Raw genomic sequence first — 16,961 nt, 5'->3', positions numbered from 1 at the left:
AGCAAATCAAATGTTGTATATCCTTGACGAGGGTAAGGTCTCAGTTAGTGAATGTGATACATTTACGTCAGAGAATCTTGCCTATTTTTTTTATGGTCGCCCTGCCTTTCGTAGGGTTTATGAAGATCCTGAAGATTGGCAGCTACCAATTTCGCTTATATTTGAAAGTACGTGTGTTTCGGCGGTCACGCGCATTTTTCCATTTGATAGCGGTGCCTTTGACCGAGGCATCTACCCCAAATATCTAACTGAGTTGGGTAGAGAGGAATTCGAAATTTCTTCGGTTCCTAACGCTCTCGATCTCTTGATTGATGTCTTCTTCGGAGGCGATGCAGAATACATGTCGCATACGCCAAGAACAGAAGAACAAATACGGGCAAGGAGGCGGCTTGATGTTAAACATGCGTGCGTTAAAGCACTTTGCAAACAAAATTTTGAACGCAAAAGCGATGATCGGGCAGCTGCTATCGAGGTGCAAACCTCCAATGATGTTCTACTCCAAGAAAACTTGATAGGGGCAATAGTACCTCGCCCTTATTTTGACGACGCCGACGTGAAAAGCTGCTTTAAACAGTTAGGAATTGATGTAAAGCACTACGATTTGTACCCACTAAAATCAGAACACTATGTTGCTGAGATCTATTCACTGACGGTTGAACTTTACAAAAAATTGGGACGTCTTGAGTAATGGTACACCAAAAGTATCGGCTTTACGGCTGTCTTAAATTTGGAAGCTCTACCTACCCAGTAACTGTGCCCGTTTACCAGCGAGATCGCTCCAACAGGCTGTTCGTCCCCAAAACAGATGCAAGATTTCTTATTCTCGATTTTTATTCACTCGATGAAGGCGCATACGAAGTATTAATTGGGGAGGTTCGGGACCAAAATTTACTTCGAACCGATATTGGGAGTTTTGCGTGCGTACCGTTGCTGGAAGGAAACAACTCTTACTTCGTTGATCCCAATTGGTCAGTCCAACAAATACAGAAATTCGAACCGAAATTAGCTCAAAATACAATCAAGGCATTTTTATCACTTCGAGAACGTATCCTAAAAAAATCCTACAACGATCCGCGGGAAGACGAAGAAATAGTAGATAATGCTTTCTTAGAGATCCCTGTGAGTTCGAGATACTGGGTTTCGAAATTTCGTGCCGCAGTGACTTCCGCATCAAACAATGGAAGGTTGTCAAGCAAACGGAAGATCTATTTTCGCAATCAGCGAAAGGAATGGATAAGAAGATTCTCGAATAAGGCCCCCTTAGTCTGCTTAGAGCAGATACTAGAAGCCCCCGAAATTGCTATCGGAAACAAATCAAAAACCTCAATTTTTTTAACACGCTTTGCGCTGCAATTGCGGTCAAAAGGGCTATCAATTCCTAAGTCGGAGCTGAAGAGATACGCTCAGTTGTTTCCGAATGGAGCTGTTGCGGAACTACAAATACGGTTTCGAAACGCCGTTGATATGGCTCAAGTTCAACGTGAACTAAATGACAACGTATATTCAGCTGTCTTGAAGCGGTTCGATCGAGAACATGTGGACCCTTTTGATCCTCACACTTGGCAGCTTGATGAACTAAAAAACTGGGAGGTTTTCTTCCGTTCCGTTTACGGCAAGGAGCGGATACCGAAACAGGTAGCAGACCTGATAGACGGGCTATTGAATTACTCTATAGCCTACCTCGCTGATATATCGGCAAACTATGAGGATCTCGAGCATCTGATTTACTATGGTCAAGCAGGCCCTTACAATACGCCCCGACTACTAAACGCGGTTGGAATGAAGTCGGAAGAGCTATCTCTTACGAAGGAAAAAAGGGCGGCCGTTATTGAACGAATTCGTCAGTTAAATTCAAAGATGGAATTGCTGTCGGCAATAGTAAACCGCCAGAGCCTCGATGAAGTGCGTGAAACAACCGGTTTCAAATCAATCGACTATAACAATCTAAAAAGCATACTCAACTACGGGGAAGAGTGACATTTTGCTCACCTCAAAAAAGGCAATGAAACCTGAAGTCATTATCTGAGTTACCTGAGCTACTATTCTCGTATAGACACTCCAATCATACGTCAGTAATCGGATGCCATTTGGTTTTGCGCAATTTGCCATTTGGTTTTGCGCGCTACAAGAATTTCTGATTGCAGGCAAGCCTATTGACGCCGCTCACACTCAATCCGCTCCACCGTTTGGCGCATTCTGGAAACCTCTGTCAGAACGTGGCGCATGTCAGCCCGCAGCTCTGCAAATCCCGTCGAGAAGTCGCTCTGTGCTTTGCGCATTTCCTTCCGCTCTGTTTCGCCTGCCAGAATGCGCCGCTCATGATCTCCGAGAGCGCTTTCCATGCGGCCCCACCCGAGAGCCAGCGAACACAGCATGATCAGGATTGTGACCACGTTACCGACCGAGATCCCCGGCTGGATCAAACGCGCTTTCTGTTCAGCCATTGCTTAAAACTCCCAACCGCATTCGCGGATACCAAATTCGTTTAGCTTGACGATTTGCCGCTTGGTCCCATCCGTCACAACATCATGCACAGATGGCCGAATGGGATTTGCAAAATCGCAGAAGTTACTCGCGGTCGCGCATGTACTTAGAAAAGTGCTCATCAAGATCGGAGTGATCCATGGCGGAAACTTCATCATCCACTTCCTTGCGTCTGCGCATGGCTTTGATTGCAGTCCTTTCTGCCGCCTGCTGAGTAGCTGCCTTTCCCAAAAGGTAGACACGCGCCAAAACCGCCCCCAGAGCCGCCAGAATGGCACTGAGAGCCAAGAGCTTGGCTTTCCAACCGGTGAAGAAGGAAACGAGCCGAGCAATCATGTAGTGAGCTGCCCGCGCTCAGTGCGATAGACAAGATAGATCCCGCCACCGATCAGCACCGCAGCCACCGCCCAGGCGATGGGACCAGAACTTGTTGCGACCGTCGCAAGCGTGGATCCAAAAGCCCCAAGGATGCCGAGCCACTTGGGATCCTTGGCAACTTCGGAGGCAACCGTAACGGCGCTGATATCTTCTTCTAGAGCCTTGCCGGGAGCAGCCGCCTTGGGCGCAGGGATAGGCACATTCTTGTTGGCTGGCAACGCGCGCCTTGCCATAAGTGTCGCACGATCCAGAACGCCTGTATCGTCGTCTTGCGCGCCCTCAAATTGCCCAACGATGCGCCTTGTCCATCCCTTGCCAAATATTGGCCAATGGCGCAGACCACGCACAAACCGCATCCGCTGTTCGCAAAGGTTGACGATGACAGTCGCCTCTACCGCTTCACCAACCTTGCTCAGGGTTTCATTGCCGATAATCCCGTCTGGTTTGGCACCAACCACCCGCTGCAATTCCTTGATGGCCCGCCGTGGGCCGGAGTTCACCGCATAGTCAAACACGGCATAATCAACCCCGGCGGGGAGTTGATCGCCCGCTACCGCATTCCAATATTGCTCGCGGTAGATGGCCCGTACTTCATCATCTGTGATGTGCCGTACGCTTTGGACGGGCAAGCCCATGCGCCGACGATGAGCGTCATAGGTGCGCTGGATGACACCCCGGTTGTTGCCCGCCGGGTCTTTGGGGTGATGACATACCCGCCCTCTGAAACAGCACATGCTCAAGGAAAAAAATAAAGTTTTCAGCGCCATCTTGCGATCTCCGGTTGTTTGATCACAAGTCTAGGCGGCTGGCGCTGGGGTTAACTGCGAGGTGTCAGGTGGTCGGAAAAGTTGGCCAGCGCGGATCGGCTTCCATTTCTAAAACCGTGGCGGGCGGATTGGCTAGGATTTGATTCATTGCCCCATAGATAGCCCCCATTGCTGCCGCGTAGGCTGACTGCCTTTGGCGAACAATTTCTGCCAATGACGCTGCATCCATGCCGCGCTTCTCAGCTCGCATGTTCAAAAATGGCGTGTAGGCTTCTGGGTTTGCCGCAAGTGCTTCGGCTTCCGCAATTTGCACCGGACATGTTTCCCGCTCTGCATCGGAATATTGGCCAGCAAGCGCAAGTGCACGGGCGTCGGCACTGGTCCGAATATCCGCTTCTGTTGGCGCTGGTTCTGGCTCGGGCGGGAACCCATCGGGCAGATACATCGCGCCGAAGTACGGGCTTTCAGGATCGGCGGGGTCGATAACGACCGGCTCACCTTTGAGATTGGCCGTGCGGTACTTGTTGCCGCCCAAAACCTCTAGGGTGTCCACAGTGCGCCGGTCACCATTTGGAAGCTCAAAACTGTGCATCAGACCTGCCTCAGATTGTTTTTGATGGAGTAACGGCTGGCCCCGCTAAACAGAGCGTTGCTTCCGTAGTAGAACCGACAATGCGTTACAGTGTGTTCCCTGATACGGACGTTAGGGTGCCACGCCCGCAAAACCCCCGTTTCATCAAACTCCCCGACCTGCCCCTGAATGGTGAACAGGTTTAGATCTCGGAAAATCCTAAGGTGCCCGAAAGTACCCCACTTGGCTGAACTCGATGTGGTCCCTCGGTACGAAACGCGGCCTGATGTAGTCGTGTTTGGTTGGGTATTAGCGTTCGTTGTATTGCTTGCGCCGTAGAGGGACGCACTCGTGTAGCTCGTTGACGCGACCCAGCTCGCACCGCCGTCCGTGCTGACCTGAAACACAATCTCCGGGTTATTGATCGAGGGCAGCCATCCATAAAGCGCCAACTCGATGTCGGCCAAATTGCCCTGCAAGTAATCCTCAATCGGAATGATAAGATAGCGGTCGTTTTCAGGTATGGTCTTGATAATCGACGGCGCGGCCAGCTTTAGCTTTTCTGTCTCACCTACCAGCGACGCAACTTCCTGCGTAACACCTGCGACTTCACCTGCCGCCTTCTGCGCCTTGGCTGCATAATGATTGCTGGAGTATGGCTCGGGCTCGACTTCGGTATCTTCGGGGGCGTTCGCGTAGGCTTTCGCCGTGTCGCGGGCAGTTTCAATGCCTTGCCTGGCCTCCAAGGCATCAGAGGCATGTTCCTGCGCCGCCTGTGCTTCTTGCCGCGCAAGAAAGACTATTTCCGCAGCTTCTTCCAAGTTGACGCTATTAACATCCCGGCGCACTTCCTGCATGACCATGGCCGATTGTTGCAGCTCTCGGGAAAGCGCTGCAACGCTCAATCCCTTGCCGCTGTAGAGGCTGGCAGAGCGCTCATGCACCCGCTTGCCGCGCACGCGAAACTCGTGGGTTGCCGGCTGCGCGTCATCGAAACGAATAGAAAAATAGTCCGGATCCGCCGCGCCTTTTTGGATTGTCACACCGGTTGCCGGCAACCAGTTCACAGCGCCAATTTCCCGCGTTTCCACGGCCACATCAGCCGGATCATAGATCTGGAAGTCAAACGGCCCGAAGGCTCGTGTAACACCATCAAAGGAGGTCGGTGCGCTTTGGCGCGCGCTGCGTTCAAGCAAATGAGGATCTGACATAACCCGGCTCCAATCTTACCCAAACAGGATGCTGGAGCTGGAGCGGGGTTAAATGTGGGAAAGGCGAGGGGCCTCTACTTTCTGTTTTTTGTTATCAGCTTTCTGCGAAATGGAAATTCGCAGCCTCTGCTTGTTCGAGTAGCCAGGTCTCAGCTTCTCTTTTGGTCGCAAACTGCGCTTTGTTATCCGGACCGGACCATTGTTGCCTACGCGCAAGCGCGACCCACTGCCGTGATCGTGGTTTGCCTGCGAGTTTCATGACGCGACCGATGGCGCTTTACCTTGCGCATGGATCATGTAGTCACCAGCCATCTATCGGGCCTCTAATGTTCACACTTGCTGAGAAGGGCGCAGACGGCCTTCTCCAAATAAAAGTCACGCTCGCTATCCATGAAATAGCCGTCGCCCTCCGGCTCTGCTGTGTAGACAGTTTCGCCGTCGCAGTCGGGATACTCCGCCGTGAACTCGCCATATCGCAGTCGCAGATATCCAATCTGCACTTTGCCCTTAAAGACATCATACTGTTCTGGATAAGTAGAGCAGGTCTGAACTAGTTTGCAGCCTTGGATATCCATCAATCGGGCCTCTGTTCATAAACTCAAAACGAATATCTGAACCAGAGATTCACACGGCTAGTTTGCCTATTCAATAAACCGAATATGTATTTTTAAAAATATTGCCGTAAGTTCGAGATCGAATTAAAACCGAGGTATGAAAAAGCAAAAAAACCGTGGGCATATTCGCCATTCGCAAAGGCCGTAGGCTTGCCGTCAATACGCAGCAGAGTGCAGCAATCGCTGCCGGGTATGATCCAGCGCTTGCACTGATCGCAGCTCGGACCTTTCGAGCCATGAAAGCTGGTAACTCTGGTGCAGGAAGCAGCTAAATCTGACTGTCGAGCCACCGCCGTGCTTTCTCGGCACTATAACTTGCGTCATACTTGAAGTCCTCAATACTTACTACGTTAGAAATATTAAAGGTCAACTCGGTTCGGTCGGGCTCTATTTCACAAACAATGTATTTACCAATGTCGCTGATGTAGGTTCCAGTTATAACTCCTTCATATTGTCGTCGTTGGTCATGAGTGAGTTTATATTCAAATGCGACATCGCGCCCGATTAGAGGGTCATTGTATTTTTGTTTGAAAGATCGCCTCGATCTCGTCACACCGTGGACAATGAACAACAACAGGGCAGAAAACCAAAACAGCAAAACTAAAAAGAAAATTCCCATTTTTATGTTCCTTTTCAAGTTATTCGATATTCAAATAAGTTGTAGCGTGAAAGTCTAGCTATCTTGCGTGATAGGAGATTGGGGCACCTGCGGAAATTTGGTGTTGGGTATTAGGAAGGTTTTGTCCGGGGAAGTGGTCGTCCGGTGTTTCAGAAACAGCTAAAAATTAAGGAGCCGAGCATGACCGAAGCGGAGCGGATGGATAAGGCCAAAGAGTGGCGAGATGCTGCGGCTGCGCGTCGGGATTTCGCTCAAGCTGAGATTGATGCAGAGCCTAACGACAAACCAGAACCTTGGTGGAATGCCCAGTATGAAATTGTTGAATCTTGCTGGGATCGAATTCGCCTGATTGACGCGCTATTCCCCGAGCTTGGCGGCGTTGTTGATGGAAAACATACATAAAACTAAGGAGCGGGCCGTATGCATTTTTCGCACATTACTCGTGAGCGAAGGAAAGCTTATGCCCAAGATTGAGACCATTACCTTGCGCTGTCTCAATCCCGAAGCGATGAGGCGGTTCTATATCGATATCTTGGGCATGGACCAACGAGAGGATGGAGCGGTGTCATACGGACCCGCCCAAGCGGGCATCATCTTCGAAAAGGCCGAGTACCCATATCGGCATTCGGCTGGTGATGTTTACTGGAAGATTGCACTTGCTGTTCCCAACATCGAATTGGCCTATGAACAACTCACAACCCAAGGGCTCGCAGTGGGGGTGCCGCATCAGTTTCGGGATATTGGCTATCTTGCGCATTTTCAGGATCCTGAAGGCTTCACAATCGAGCTTATTGAACATTGGTTTCAAGGAAATAGGCCCTCAATTAATCATGATCCGTCGCGCCTTGGAGGTGGGGCAAGCCTGAATCTGTTGACGTTGCGGACACACGAAATTAATCCGATACGGGACGCATGCCTGACGTGGGGTATGAGACCCTTGTCCGTTCAATCGGTAGAAAGCCACGGTTTTACACTGCACTTCTTTGCCTTCACTGAGGACACACCACCGAGCGCAGATCTGACGGCTGTTAAAAATCGCGAGTGGCTCTATCAGCGCCCGTATACCGTTTTGGAAATTCAGGAAGTTCATGGTTCAGCACCGATGACGGGTATACCGGTTAAGACTGCCGGGTATTCTGCCACTCGCGTCACAGGTGTGGATGTTATGATTGATTGCGAAGCGTTGCGAATAACCGGCCAGCGGGCATGACCGAACTTGAGCGGATAAAGAGCAGGCGTGGCGCGCGGCCCAAGGTCTATTGACACGAGACCCGGTAATGCGCGGGCCATTCGACGGGCCGGAACCGGTGTTGCAGAAATTCGCAGATGTAAACTGAGGAGCGGATGATGGCCGACATGCCGAAGGGGATAGGTAAGACCCGACAAGGGTGGCCCGAAAACGTTCAAATAATATCTTTAGAACAAATGGATTTGATAGGCATCGATCCGAAAACCCGGGAGCTTTATTGGGATGGCCAAAAACTCAAAATAGCATCTAAGCTGGCTTGGCCAGAGCGGTTGTTGGCGTCAATCGCAACAGCGTCAAGTTTCGTCATAGCGTTGATGGCCGTTCTGAATTTTGTTTACAAGTGACCTGATTATTGAGGGGCGAATAGGACTTCGCATGGCCATAGAGTCATTTTATTGGAAGGAGGAACTCCTTCGTATTGCAAAGAATATTAGGCCTGTAGAAAAGCCGAAGCGTTGGAGCGAACGTTTGGTTTGCACGACGGATGTCCTCCGTCAGCGCCTAATGGACAAATTGGTTTGATTTCGTAAGGGAGTGATTTTGGCTCATCATTGCTAACTCAGGAGCAAATGATGAGACGAAAGAAGGACCGAGTGACCGACGATGCGGATTGGATCGTAAAAGACATCAAACGCCAGACCCGCCGTCGGTTTTCCGCTGAAGAGAAGATCCGCATAGTGGTTTCTGGTCTTCGAGGCGAAGACAGCATTGCAGAACTTTGCCGCCAGGAAGGTATCGCCCAGAGCCAGTATTATTCCTGGTCCAAGGACTTCATGGAAGCGGGCAAGAAACGGCTTGCTGGGGACGCAGCTCGTGAAGCCAGTTCTGATGAAGTAAAGTCTCTTCGCAAAGAGACGAGGGACTTGAAGGAAGTGGTTGCAGAACAGGCTCTGGAACTTCGCCTTCTCAAAAAAAGCATGATCGGGGATGGGGTCGACGACGAATGAGATATCCCGCCTCCGAGAAACTTGAAATCATTCGACTGGTGGAGCAGTCCCATCTTCCAGTCAGACAGACGCTGGATCGGCTGGGTATTCCAAGGTCAACCTTCTACGTCTGGTATGACAAATATCAAACCGGTGGCATAGATGCCTTGCAGGACACGGCCCCCATGCCTGCACGGGTCTGGAACCGGATCCCCGATGATATCCGCCAACAGGTCATTGATCTGGCCCTGGAAGAACCGGAACTCTTGTTGATTTTCACTGAGAACTGACCCGGTATTTTCACCGAGAATTGACCCACCTTTAGTTATGCGTCGTGGTCTATGACGCGGTCAATGTTGGGGTCTCCTTTCTAGTTTTCTTTGTATCCTTGGAACTGGCTTTGAAGCGGTAGCTGTCGTTGCCTGTTTCCAAGATGTGGCAGCGGTGCGTGAGGCGGTCTAAGAGAGCGGTGGTCATCTTTGCATCTGTGAAGACCTGCGCCCATTCTGAGAAGCTACGGTTGGTTGTGATGATGACGCTTGTGCGCTCGTAGAGCTTGCTGAGCAGGTGAAAGAGCAGTGCCCCACCTGATGAACTGAACGGCAGGTAACCGAGCTCATCCAGGATGACCAAGTCGACTTTGGTCAGCATATCAGCGATTTTCCCAGCCTTGCCAATCGCTTTTTCTTGCTCCAGTGCATTGACCAGCTCCACTGTTGAGAAGAACCGAACCTTGCGCCTGTGGTGTTCGATCGCCTGAACGCCGATTGCTGTGGCGGTGTGGCTTTTGCCCGTGCCGGGCCCACCGATCAGAACGACATTCTCGGTGTTTTCGATGAACTCACACCGGTGTAACTGCCGGACTTTCGCTTCGTTAATTTCACTGGACGCAAAATCAAAGCCGGTGAGGTCTTTGTATGCAGGGAAGCGGGCGACCTTTGTGTGGTAAGCGATGGATCGAACCTCTCGTTCCGCCATTTCAGCCTTGAGCAGCTGTGATAACATCGGGGTCGCGGCTTCAAAGGCTGGGGCACCTTGGGCGACCAGGTCTTCGACGGCATTTGCCATGCCATAGAGCTTGAGGCTGCGCAGCATGATGACGATAGAGGCTCCGGCTGGGTCATGACGCATGGCGCTTCTCCCCAGCCTGTCTCAGGCCATCGTAACGATTTAGATTTGCCTCGGGCGTGGTTTGCAATGCCAAGGCGTCCGGTGGGTCGACTTCTGGATGTTCCGTCGGCTTACGGTCGATCAACCGGTGTAGAAGGTTCAGGATATGCGTCTTGGTTGGCACACCCGCTTCCAGCGCCTTGTCCACGGCGCGTAACACGTCCTCTTCGTTATGCTGCAGAACCAATGAGAGGATGTCGACCATTTCCCTGTCACCCCCCTCCTTGCGTAACATGCGTTCCTGCAGCCGTTGGAAGGCTTCCGGCATCTCGGTGAAGGGCGCGCCATTGCGAAGGGCGCCAGGTTTGCGCTGAATGACAGCAAGATAGTGCCGCCAGTCATAAACAACCTTGCCTGATTTGCGGCAGGACCGATCAATGAGCCGTGCATGTTCACAAACTGTTTGCCCTTCGGCCACAACGACCAGTCGGTCAGGGTAGACATGCAGGCTGACACGGCGGTTCGCAAAGCTGGCGGGCACGCTATACCTGTTGCGTTCGAATGTGATCAGGCATGTGGGAGACACTCGCTTGCTATGTTCGATAAATCCATCGAAGGCCGGCGGCAGAGCCATCAGCATTGGCTTCTCAGCTTTCCACACATCGGCGAGAGACCCCGGCAAGGCTTTGTGCGGCGTCTCCGCCCAAAGGGCGATGCACCGATCTTCAAGCCATTGGTTCAGTTCAGCCAGATCTGCAAGGACGGGCATGACCTGCCAAAGCCGATTGCGCGCGTCCTGGACGTTCTTCTCGACCTGGCCTTTCTCCCAACCTGAAGCCGGATTGCAGAACTCAGGCTCAAAGACGTAGTGGCTAGCCATCGCCTTGAAACGGACGTTGATGTCCCGCTGCTTGCCTTTGCCGACGCGATCAACCGCTGTCTTCATATTGTCATAGATCCCTCGGCCAGGAACGCCGCCAAACACGCGGAACGCGTGCCAATGGGCGTCAAACAGCATCTCGTGCGTTTGCAGCAGGTAAGCCCGGACCAAAAACGCCCGACTGTGTGACAACTTGATATGCGCGACCTGAAGCTTCAGTCGCTCGCCGCCAATATTGGCCCAGTCTTCACTCCAATCAAACTGGAAAGCTTCGCCGGGCTGGAAGATCAGAGGCACAAATGTGCCGCGCCCTGTCGTCTGTTCCGCCCGCTGCCGGTCCGCACGCCACGCACGGACAAAGGCCGCCACACGTTCATAGGAGCCATCATACCCTAACTGCACCAGATCCACGTGCATCTGTTTGACGGTTCGACGCTCTTTGCGCGACTTGCGCGTCTGGGCCACAAGCCAAGAAGACAAACGGTCCGCATACGGATCAAGTTTGGTTGGTCGCGGCGGGGTTTTGAACTTCGGCTCAACAATGCCCTCGCGCAGATACTTCTTCACCGTGTTGCGAGATAAACCCGTGCGACGGGAAATCTCTCTGATTGGCATTTTGTCACGCAATGCCCAGCGTCGAATGACACTCAAAAATCCCATGTCGATCACTCCATATCCCCCGAGCCAAAAACGTCGGGGTAGTGTGTTCACATGGGTCAGTTCTCAGTGACAATTTATGGGGCCACCGGGTCAGTTCTCAGTGAAAATCAACAGTCCATGCCCTCAGAAAAGCCTATCCGACGGTGCCCGAAAGCGCCGACTTCGTAATGTATTGGTGGCACAAGGCAGCACAGTCTGTTCAGAAACGCGGAAGTTCGCGAAATAGCGGTACTAGAAGATTTGGACTGATCACTACCAGGGCTGCAAAGCAAACTTTCAATGTCCGCGTCATTCAAGCATATACTGTTGACCCTAAGCACCCCGTTTCTATCGTTTATGCAGTTCCCGACCATCCATGGGTAGATACGGTCTTCGCCGCAAAAGTTCGAATAGCAATGAGTGTCGTAGCGCCTGGAAATCGAAATGGCAGCCTCGTTACGACCAGTTCCGAAGTCCGAGCACTGAATTCGAATGATGGTTGGGACGTTGCATTTCAGACCGATATTGGGAAAGTTCGTCCCAATCTACGACTTGGAGCAGACGTGCTCTCAGCAAAACCACTTCGTTCGAACCAGGACCTTTGTTCGATGGGATTTGCCACTGGCTCTAGAGGCTTCTTTCTGAGCCCAGCGGAAGCATCATCGATGCCTAAAGACGAAAAGCGCTTCCTCCGCCAAATCCTCTCTGCACATGAGATTACGAAACAGCGAAAACAGCGCTTCGTCATAGATGCATGGGATATTGAATCGGAGAATGAACTTCGGGAAACTGCACCTTGGGTTTGCCAAAGATTACTTGAGAAAGTATTCCCTAAGCGCGCAGAAAATAATGACCCAAAACTGCGGCGCGAGTGGTGGCGATTTAGGCGATCTAATCAGGACTACAGGGCACTTAAATCCGGTTTAGACAGATTCATCGTCGCCCCAGAAACATCAAAGCATCGCCTTTTTTTCTTTGAAGGGCCGAATACCGATGTTGAACATGGTGCCTATGGGATAGGTCTGTCTGATGCGCACTTCGTCGCAATTCTATCTGGTCGCGTTCATGATGTTTGGGCGCTTGCTCAAGGCGGCGACTTGGGTGCTACACCTCGTTACAACAAGACGCGTTGCTTCGATCCGTTTCCCTTCCCAAAACTCAATGAAGCAGAAAAACAAGCCCTCCGCACACTCGGCGAAGAGCTGGACGCCCATCGCAAGCGGCAACAGTCGGCGCATCCCAAGCTGACGCTGACCCAGATGTACAACGTTCTGGAAAAACTGCGCGCGGGCGAGACCATCGAGGGCAAGGACAAGGAAATCTACGATCAGGGGCTGATCGGGATCCTGAAGGACATTCACGACCGGATCGACGCTGCCGTCGCCGATGCCTATGGCTGGCCGGTGGATCTCACCGACGAGGAGATCCTGTTCAAGCTGGTCGATCTCAACAAGGAACGTGCGGCGGAAGAGGCCGCCGGTCATATTCGCTGGTTGCGCCCCGACTATCAAAACCAGGAAGGCAAAAAAGCTGAAGCCAAGGGCAAACAGACGGAACTGGATGTTGGTGCTGTGATCAAGATCGAAAAGGCACCTTGGCTAAAGGTTCTGCCAGAACAGATCGCGGCTGTTCGGGAAGTGCTTGAAGAACTGGGCGAGGCGAGTCCGGAACAGATTGCCCGTCGATTCCAGCGTGCTCGTACCACTGCGATCGAACCGCTGCTCGCCAGCTTGGCGGCCCTCGGTCAAGCTCAGGTTACTGAAGACGGCCGGTATGCCGCGTAAGGGAAGGAGTATTCTGCAATGAGCTCCGTTTTACCCGATGGGCGCAACATGTGGATCCGTGCTTTTTATGACTTCAATCCTGAAGAAGCTGGATATGTCGGTTGGACAAACGAAAGCGGTCAGGTGCGGGCTTTGCGCGAGCTAAATGATGGCGACCTGATGTTGATCTATGGAGCGTCGTCGGCTCAAACAAAAAAACATATGCGATCGCACGTTCTCGGATTCGTGGAAATCGAGGCGCGTCCAATTCGGGACTTCGAAAAGGCTTCTGAAGCATCTCAGCTTGAAAAAAAGAACTCGGGTGAAGCTAATCTTTGGACATATGCATTGCCTATACACAGGGCATGGCGGGCACTTGACAAATTATCTATCGAACGCATTGCCCCAGTTACCTACAACAGAGCAGCTGGACAGGGGATTGGTGTTTGGGGGCAGCCTCTTACACCAGATGAGATTGCAACTGCACTCAAGATCAAGGTTACTGAGTTCGCGCTGAAAAACCCCTTAACTGATTGAAGAGTATGGATACCCATTGGGTTTTGGATGTGTGAATATGCCGGTTAGTTGATCCGAAGCACGCATTTTCTGGCATATTCTCATGAGACCTTCAAAACGCAACAAACGGTGTGGCGATCTGTTCAAGGAACGCCTGGCCGCAATCATCGATATGAACCATTCGTTGGTGCGGCTGTCTGGTCTGATGCCTTGGGATGAATTTGATGCGGAGTTCGGCAGGCATTATCGCCCCTTGGGACGACCGGCCAAACCAACGCGTCTGATGGCCGGGCTGCACTTTCTCAAGCACATGTACGATCTTTCCGATGAAGAGACGGTTGAGCGTTGGGTTGAAAACCCCTACTGGCAGTCTTTCTGCGGTTTTGAGTTTTTCCAGCACCAATTCCCCATTGATCCCTCAACCATGACCCGCTGGCGCAAACGGATTGGTCCTGAGGGAATGGAAAAGCTTCTTTCTGCTACGGTAGGTGTTGCGATTGAGAGCGGGACGATCAAGAAGAGCAGCCTTGAGCGGGTCTTGGTTGATACGACCGTTCAACCCAAAGCCATTGCCCATCCCACCGATAGCCGTCTTTATCACAAGGCCTTGCAGCTTCTGGTGCGCCAGGCCAAGAGGGCCGGCATCATCTTGCGTCGCAGCCATACCAGAGTTGCCAAAAAGGCGGCCTTGATGGCGGGCCGTTATGCCCATGCCAAACAGTTCAAGCGGATGCGCCGGGAACTCAAAAAGCTGAAGACCTATCTGGGCCGGGTCTATCGCGACATCTCCCGCAAGATCGCAGGCAACGAAGGTCTTGAGCACCGGTTCTCCCGTCTGCTGGGACTGGTGGAGCGGCTTCTGGCCCAGACCCCCAAGGACAAAAACAAGATTTATTCCATGCATGCGCCGGAAGTGGCCTGTATTGCCAAGGGCAAGGCGCGAACACCTTACGAGTTCGGGGCCAAGGTTGGCATTGCCACGACCAATCGGGAAGGATTGGTTCTTGCGGCGAGGGCTTTTGAGGGCAATCCCTATGATGGGCACACCTTGAATGACACCATCAGTCAGGCTGAGAAAGTCTGCGGCACCAAAGCTGAGCGTGTCTATGTGGACCGTGGCTATCGGGGGCATGATTATGAGGGCGACGCCAAGGTCATGATCTCCGGCCAGAAGCGCGGGCTGACGGCACAGATGAAGCGTGAGCTGAAACGACGATCAGCGATCGAGGCCACCATCGGCCACATGAAAACAGATGGACGACTTGACCGGAACTTCCTCAATGGCAAAAATGGCGATGCCATCAACGCCCTGCTGGCCGCAGCCGGTCATAACCTGCGTCTGATCCTCAATGCACTGATCATTTTGCTGCTCTGGATCACAAACCCCATCCCCAAACCGGTCAAATCGAATATTTGCGTATTGCTTCGGCCACGCGCAACATCAATGGCTTAGACGTTGTTCAGGGCGGACTACTGAGGTTAACGTTTTCGGTGAACCTCCGATTGGCCAAGGGCCTGCATCTCCTCAGCCGCTAAAAGAGATTTTTTCTCCGTCAAAAGCTTTTCCCGGTTCAAGTGGTGAGCGAAATTCTGTCTATGTCGATGGGGAAACGGTTCTCTACCTTGCGGTGTTTGAAGGGGACGGGGCCGCTTTGTTGGGTAAGCCGGCACATTTTGGCGACAAGACAGTTGCTATGAAAATCGGTGTGTCAAATGACCCGGCTTCAAGAATGCATCAATTGAATGCAGGAATTCCACCGGCTGCGATTGGGCGCTGGGCACTGCGCATGCAGGGACAATTTCCGTCGCGAAGGGCGGCCGAGGATGCCGAGGCTATTTTCAAGAAAACCGCTGTTAAGCTCGAAAGCTTGGGTGGCGAGTTTTTCTGGGGTCGAGAAATGGACGCCCAAGTCTTGTTTGCGTCAGTTCCCGGCGTTTCCCGATTCTAAGTGGATCAATTTGGAGCGATAATTTATGTCACGTCGTTTTACCATTGAACCAACCGGGATGCCTGACCTTCCCGGCATGATGTTGGCTACGGTTGAAGCTTTGAAACAGATTGGCGGATCCGCTTCGCTTCACGAGCTGGATGAAAAGGTCATTGAGATTGAAGGTCTGTCAGAAGAAGAACAGTCCTATGCTCAACCAGGTGATGATCGCACTCGTGTGGCCTACTTTCTCGGTTGGGCAAGAACCTTCCTGAAGCGTGGTGGCGCTTTGGAAAATTCAGCCCGTGGAGTTTGGGCACTGACGGATGAAGGCGAGGCGATCGCGACCCTTGAACAAACACGAGCCATATATCGACAAGTGAATGAAGAGGAGCGGGAGCGTCAAAAAGCCAAACGCAGAGAAAAACTTGCCAAGGAAGCTGCCGAAAATTCAAAGCAGAAAATTGAAACCGGTCAAATAGAACTGGTGCAGGAAGATGACAATGGCGATGCAAGCGACTGGAAGGTTCACCTTCTTGATACCCTGCGCTTAATGGACCCATCCGCGTTTGAACGTCTGTCTCAGCGGCTATTGAGGGAAGCCGGTTTTATAAAGGTGGAGGTGCGAGGCAAGACAGGTGATGGCGGGATTGATGGTGTGGGTGTTCTGCGCGTCAATCTGGTTTCATTTCAGGTCTATTTCCAATGCAAGCGTTGGAAAGGCAGCGTAGGTTCAAAAGAGATTCGGGATTTTCGCGGAGCTCTGCAAGGCCGAGCAGACAAGGGGCTGTTCATCACCACCGGAACCTTCACCAGCCAAGCCTCTGAAGAAGCCACCCGTGATGGCGCTATAGCAATCGATCTCATAGACGGAGATCGACTTTGCGACCTTCTCAAACAGTACGAACTGGGTGTTCGAACCCGCATGATCGAAGAGGTTGCCATCGACTCGGGCTGGTTTGGGTCGGTCTAATTTCACACTCTCGTGTTCAATTGAGCGCCCTCTGGAGAGGATTCACAGGCCCAAGCAATGTCGAAACAGCCGAAAATTGACACACCCGCAGGCATACCCTGAAATTTTCCGATCCTACTTTCAGGGTTGTGGGAGGTCAAATTACCTTTTTATATCAATAAGATAATGGTGGGTGCACAGGGATTCGAACCCGGGACCGTCTGATTAAGAGTCAGATGCTCTACCAACTGAGCTATACACCCATGCCGAACGGCTTCTGGGCCGCTGGTCAGATCGGGGTGTATATAGTGCGCTCATCGGGCGTGCAATCCCTAGTATGACATTTTTTTATCA

Annotated in this window: 17 protein-coding genes, 1 tRNA gene and 1 pseudogene; 10 read left to right on the top strand and 9 right to left on the bottom strand. The window is 52.0% G+C overall.

Annotated features, from left to right (window positions below):
• Positions 1 to 10 precede the first annotated feature (10 nt).
• Positions 11 to 688 carry a hypothetical protein gene (locus TRICHSKD4_RS19995; RefSeq protein ID WP_040617128.1) on the top strand — a complete coding sequence of 226 codons (678 nt, stop codon included), beginning with the start codon at positions 11 to 13 and terminating at the stop codon, positions 686 to 688.
• Complete coding sequence (locus tag TRICHSKD4_RS19990; RefSeq protein ID WP_009468756.1) at positions 688 to 1,977, top strand: hypothetical protein; 1,290 nt, start codon at positions 688 to 690, stop codon at positions 1,975 to 1,977. Before TRICHSKD4_RS19995 ends, TRICHSKD4_RS19990 begins: the two co-directional genes overlap by 1 nt.
• A 173-nt stretch (positions 1,978 to 2,150) precedes the next feature.
• Here TRICHSKD4_RS19990 and TRICHSKD4_RS19985 read toward each other — a convergent pair whose 3' ends face one another.
• The 6 genes from TRICHSKD4_RS19985 to TRICHSKD4_RS19960 form a co-directional block, all read right to left on the bottom strand.
• On the bottom strand, positions 2,151 to 2,444 hold the full coding sequence (locus TRICHSKD4_RS19985; RefSeq protein WP_009468755.1) for a hypothetical protein: 294 nt from the start codon (positions 2,442 to 2,444) through the stop codon (positions 2,151 to 2,153).
• 124 nt (positions 2,445 to 2,568) lie between these two features.
• Positions 2,569 to 2,820, bottom strand: a complete 252-nt coding sequence (locus TRICHSKD4_RS19980) for a hypothetical protein (protein ID WP_009468753.1) — start codon at positions 2,818 to 2,820, stop codon at positions 2,569 to 2,571.
• The gene (locus TRICHSKD4_RS28440; protein ID WP_009468752.1) at positions 2,817 to 3,629 is read right to left on the bottom strand and encodes a glycoside hydrolase family 108 protein; all 813 of its coding nucleotides are present in this window, start codon (positions 3,627 to 3,629) and stop codon (positions 2,817 to 2,819) included. Before TRICHSKD4_RS28440 ends, TRICHSKD4_RS19980 begins: the two co-directional genes overlap by 4 nt.
• A 64-nt stretch (positions 3,630 to 3,693) precedes the next feature.
• Complete coding sequence (locus TRICHSKD4_RS19970) at positions 3,694 to 4,221, bottom strand: hypothetical protein (RefSeq protein WP_009468751.1); 528 nt, start codon at positions 4,219 to 4,221, stop codon at positions 3,694 to 3,696.
• A complete protein-coding gene (locus TRICHSKD4_RS19965) occupies positions 4,221 to 5,411 on the bottom strand; it encodes a hypothetical protein (protein ID WP_009468750.1) in 1,191 nt (396 codons plus the stop codon). The genes TRICHSKD4_RS19970 and TRICHSKD4_RS19965 overlap by 1 nt, the downstream gene beginning before the upstream one ends.
• A 323-nt stretch (positions 5,412 to 5,734) precedes the next feature.
• A complete protein-coding gene (locus TRICHSKD4_RS19960; RefSeq protein WP_009468748.1) occupies positions 5,735 to 5,986 on the bottom strand; it encodes a hypothetical protein in 252 nt (83 codons plus the stop codon).
• A gap of 838 nt (positions 5,987 to 6,824) precedes the next feature.
• On the opposite strand from TRICHSKD4_RS19960, the gene TRICHSKD4_RS19950 reads away from it, so the two are divergent.
• From TRICHSKD4_RS19950 to TRICHSKD4_RS29575, 4 genes and pseudogenes are all read left to right on the top strand, one after another.
• Positions 6,825 to 7,046, top strand: a complete 222-nt coding sequence (locus tag TRICHSKD4_RS19950; protein WP_009468746.1) for a hypothetical protein — start codon at positions 6,825 to 6,827, stop codon at positions 7,044 to 7,046.
• Between the two features lie 58 nt (positions 7,047 to 7,104).
• Positions 7,105 to 7,854 carry a VOC family protein gene (locus TRICHSKD4_RS19945; RefSeq protein ID WP_009468745.1) on the top strand — a complete coding sequence of 250 codons (750 nt, stop codon included), beginning with the start codon at positions 7,105 to 7,107 and terminating at the stop codon, positions 7,852 to 7,854.
• A gap of 134 nt (positions 7,855 to 7,988) precedes the next feature.
• Positions 7,989 to 8,237 carry a hypothetical protein gene (locus TRICHSKD4_RS19940; RefSeq protein ID WP_040617125.1) on the top strand — a complete coding sequence of 83 codons (249 nt, stop codon included), beginning with the start codon at positions 7,989 to 7,991 and terminating at the stop codon, positions 8,235 to 8,237.
• A gap of 228 nt (positions 8,238 to 8,465) precedes the next feature.
• Positions 8,466 to 9,085, top strand: a pseudogene (locus tag TRICHSKD4_RS29575) (transposase); the annotation flags it as partial.
• A gap of 73 nt (positions 9,086 to 9,158) precedes the next feature.
• On the opposite strand, the gene istB reads toward TRICHSKD4_RS29575, so the two are convergent.
• Complete coding sequence (gene istB, locus TRICHSKD4_RS19925; protein WP_009465782.1) at positions 9,159 to 9,950, bottom strand: IS21-like element helper ATPase IstB; 792 nt, start codon at positions 9,948 to 9,950, stop codon at positions 9,159 to 9,161.
• Positions 9,940 to 11,469 carry an IS21 family transposase gene (gene istA, locus TRICHSKD4_RS19920; RefSeq protein ID WP_009469599.1) on the bottom strand — a complete coding sequence of 510 codons (1,530 nt, stop codon included), beginning with the start codon at positions 11,467 to 11,469 and terminating at the stop codon, positions 9,940 to 9,942. Before istA ends, istB begins: the two co-directional genes overlap by 11 nt.
• Positions 11,470 to 11,636: 167 nt before the next feature.
• Between istA and TRICHSKD4_RS28435 the strand changes: the two genes are divergently transcribed.
• The 4 genes from TRICHSKD4_RS28435 to TRICHSKD4_RS19895 all read left to right on the top strand — a co-directional run bounded on the left by TRICHSKD4_RS28435 (position 11,637) and on the right by TRICHSKD4_RS19895 (position 16,628).
• Positions 11,637 to 13,232 (top strand): type IIL restriction-modification enzyme MmeI, encoded by a 1,596-nt coding sequence (locus tag TRICHSKD4_RS28435; protein WP_371256854.1) that lies wholly within the window; start codon positions 11,637 to 11,639, stop codon positions 13,230 to 13,232.
• Positions 13,233 to 13,280: 48 nt separating this feature from the next.
• Positions 13,281 to 13,748, top strand: coding sequence for a hypothetical protein (locus TRICHSKD4_RS19910; protein WP_050763481.1), 468 nt, complete (start codon positions 13,281 to 13,283; stop codon positions 13,746 to 13,748).
• A gap of 82 nt (positions 13,749 to 13,830) precedes the next feature.
• Positions 13,831 to 15,180 carry an IS5 family transposase gene (locus TRICHSKD4_RS19905; RefSeq protein ID WP_009465529.1) on the top strand — a complete coding sequence of 450 codons (1,350 nt, stop codon included), beginning with the start codon at positions 13,831 to 13,833 and terminating at the stop codon, positions 15,178 to 15,180.
• A 521-nt stretch (positions 15,181 to 15,701) separates the two neighbouring features.
• Positions 15,702 to 16,628, top strand: a complete 927-nt coding sequence (locus TRICHSKD4_RS19895) for a restriction endonuclease (RefSeq protein ID WP_009468739.1) — start codon at positions 15,702 to 15,704, stop codon at positions 16,626 to 16,628.
• Between the two features lie 166 nt (positions 16,629 to 16,794).
• Here TRICHSKD4_RS19895 and TRICHSKD4_RS19890 read toward each other — a convergent pair.
• Positions 16,795 to 16,870, bottom strand: a tRNA-Lys gene (locus tag TRICHSKD4_RS19890).
• Positions 16,871 to 16,961: the final 91 nt, after the last annotated feature.

This window comes from Roseibium sp. TrichSKD4 (genome assembly GCF_000148725.1).
Classification (GTDB): Bacteria; Pseudomonadota; Alphaproteobacteria; order Rhizobiales; family Stappiaceae; genus Roseibium.
Note: the sequence above shows the minus strand (reverse complement) of the source record. Positions and strands in the feature narration are given on the sequence as shown.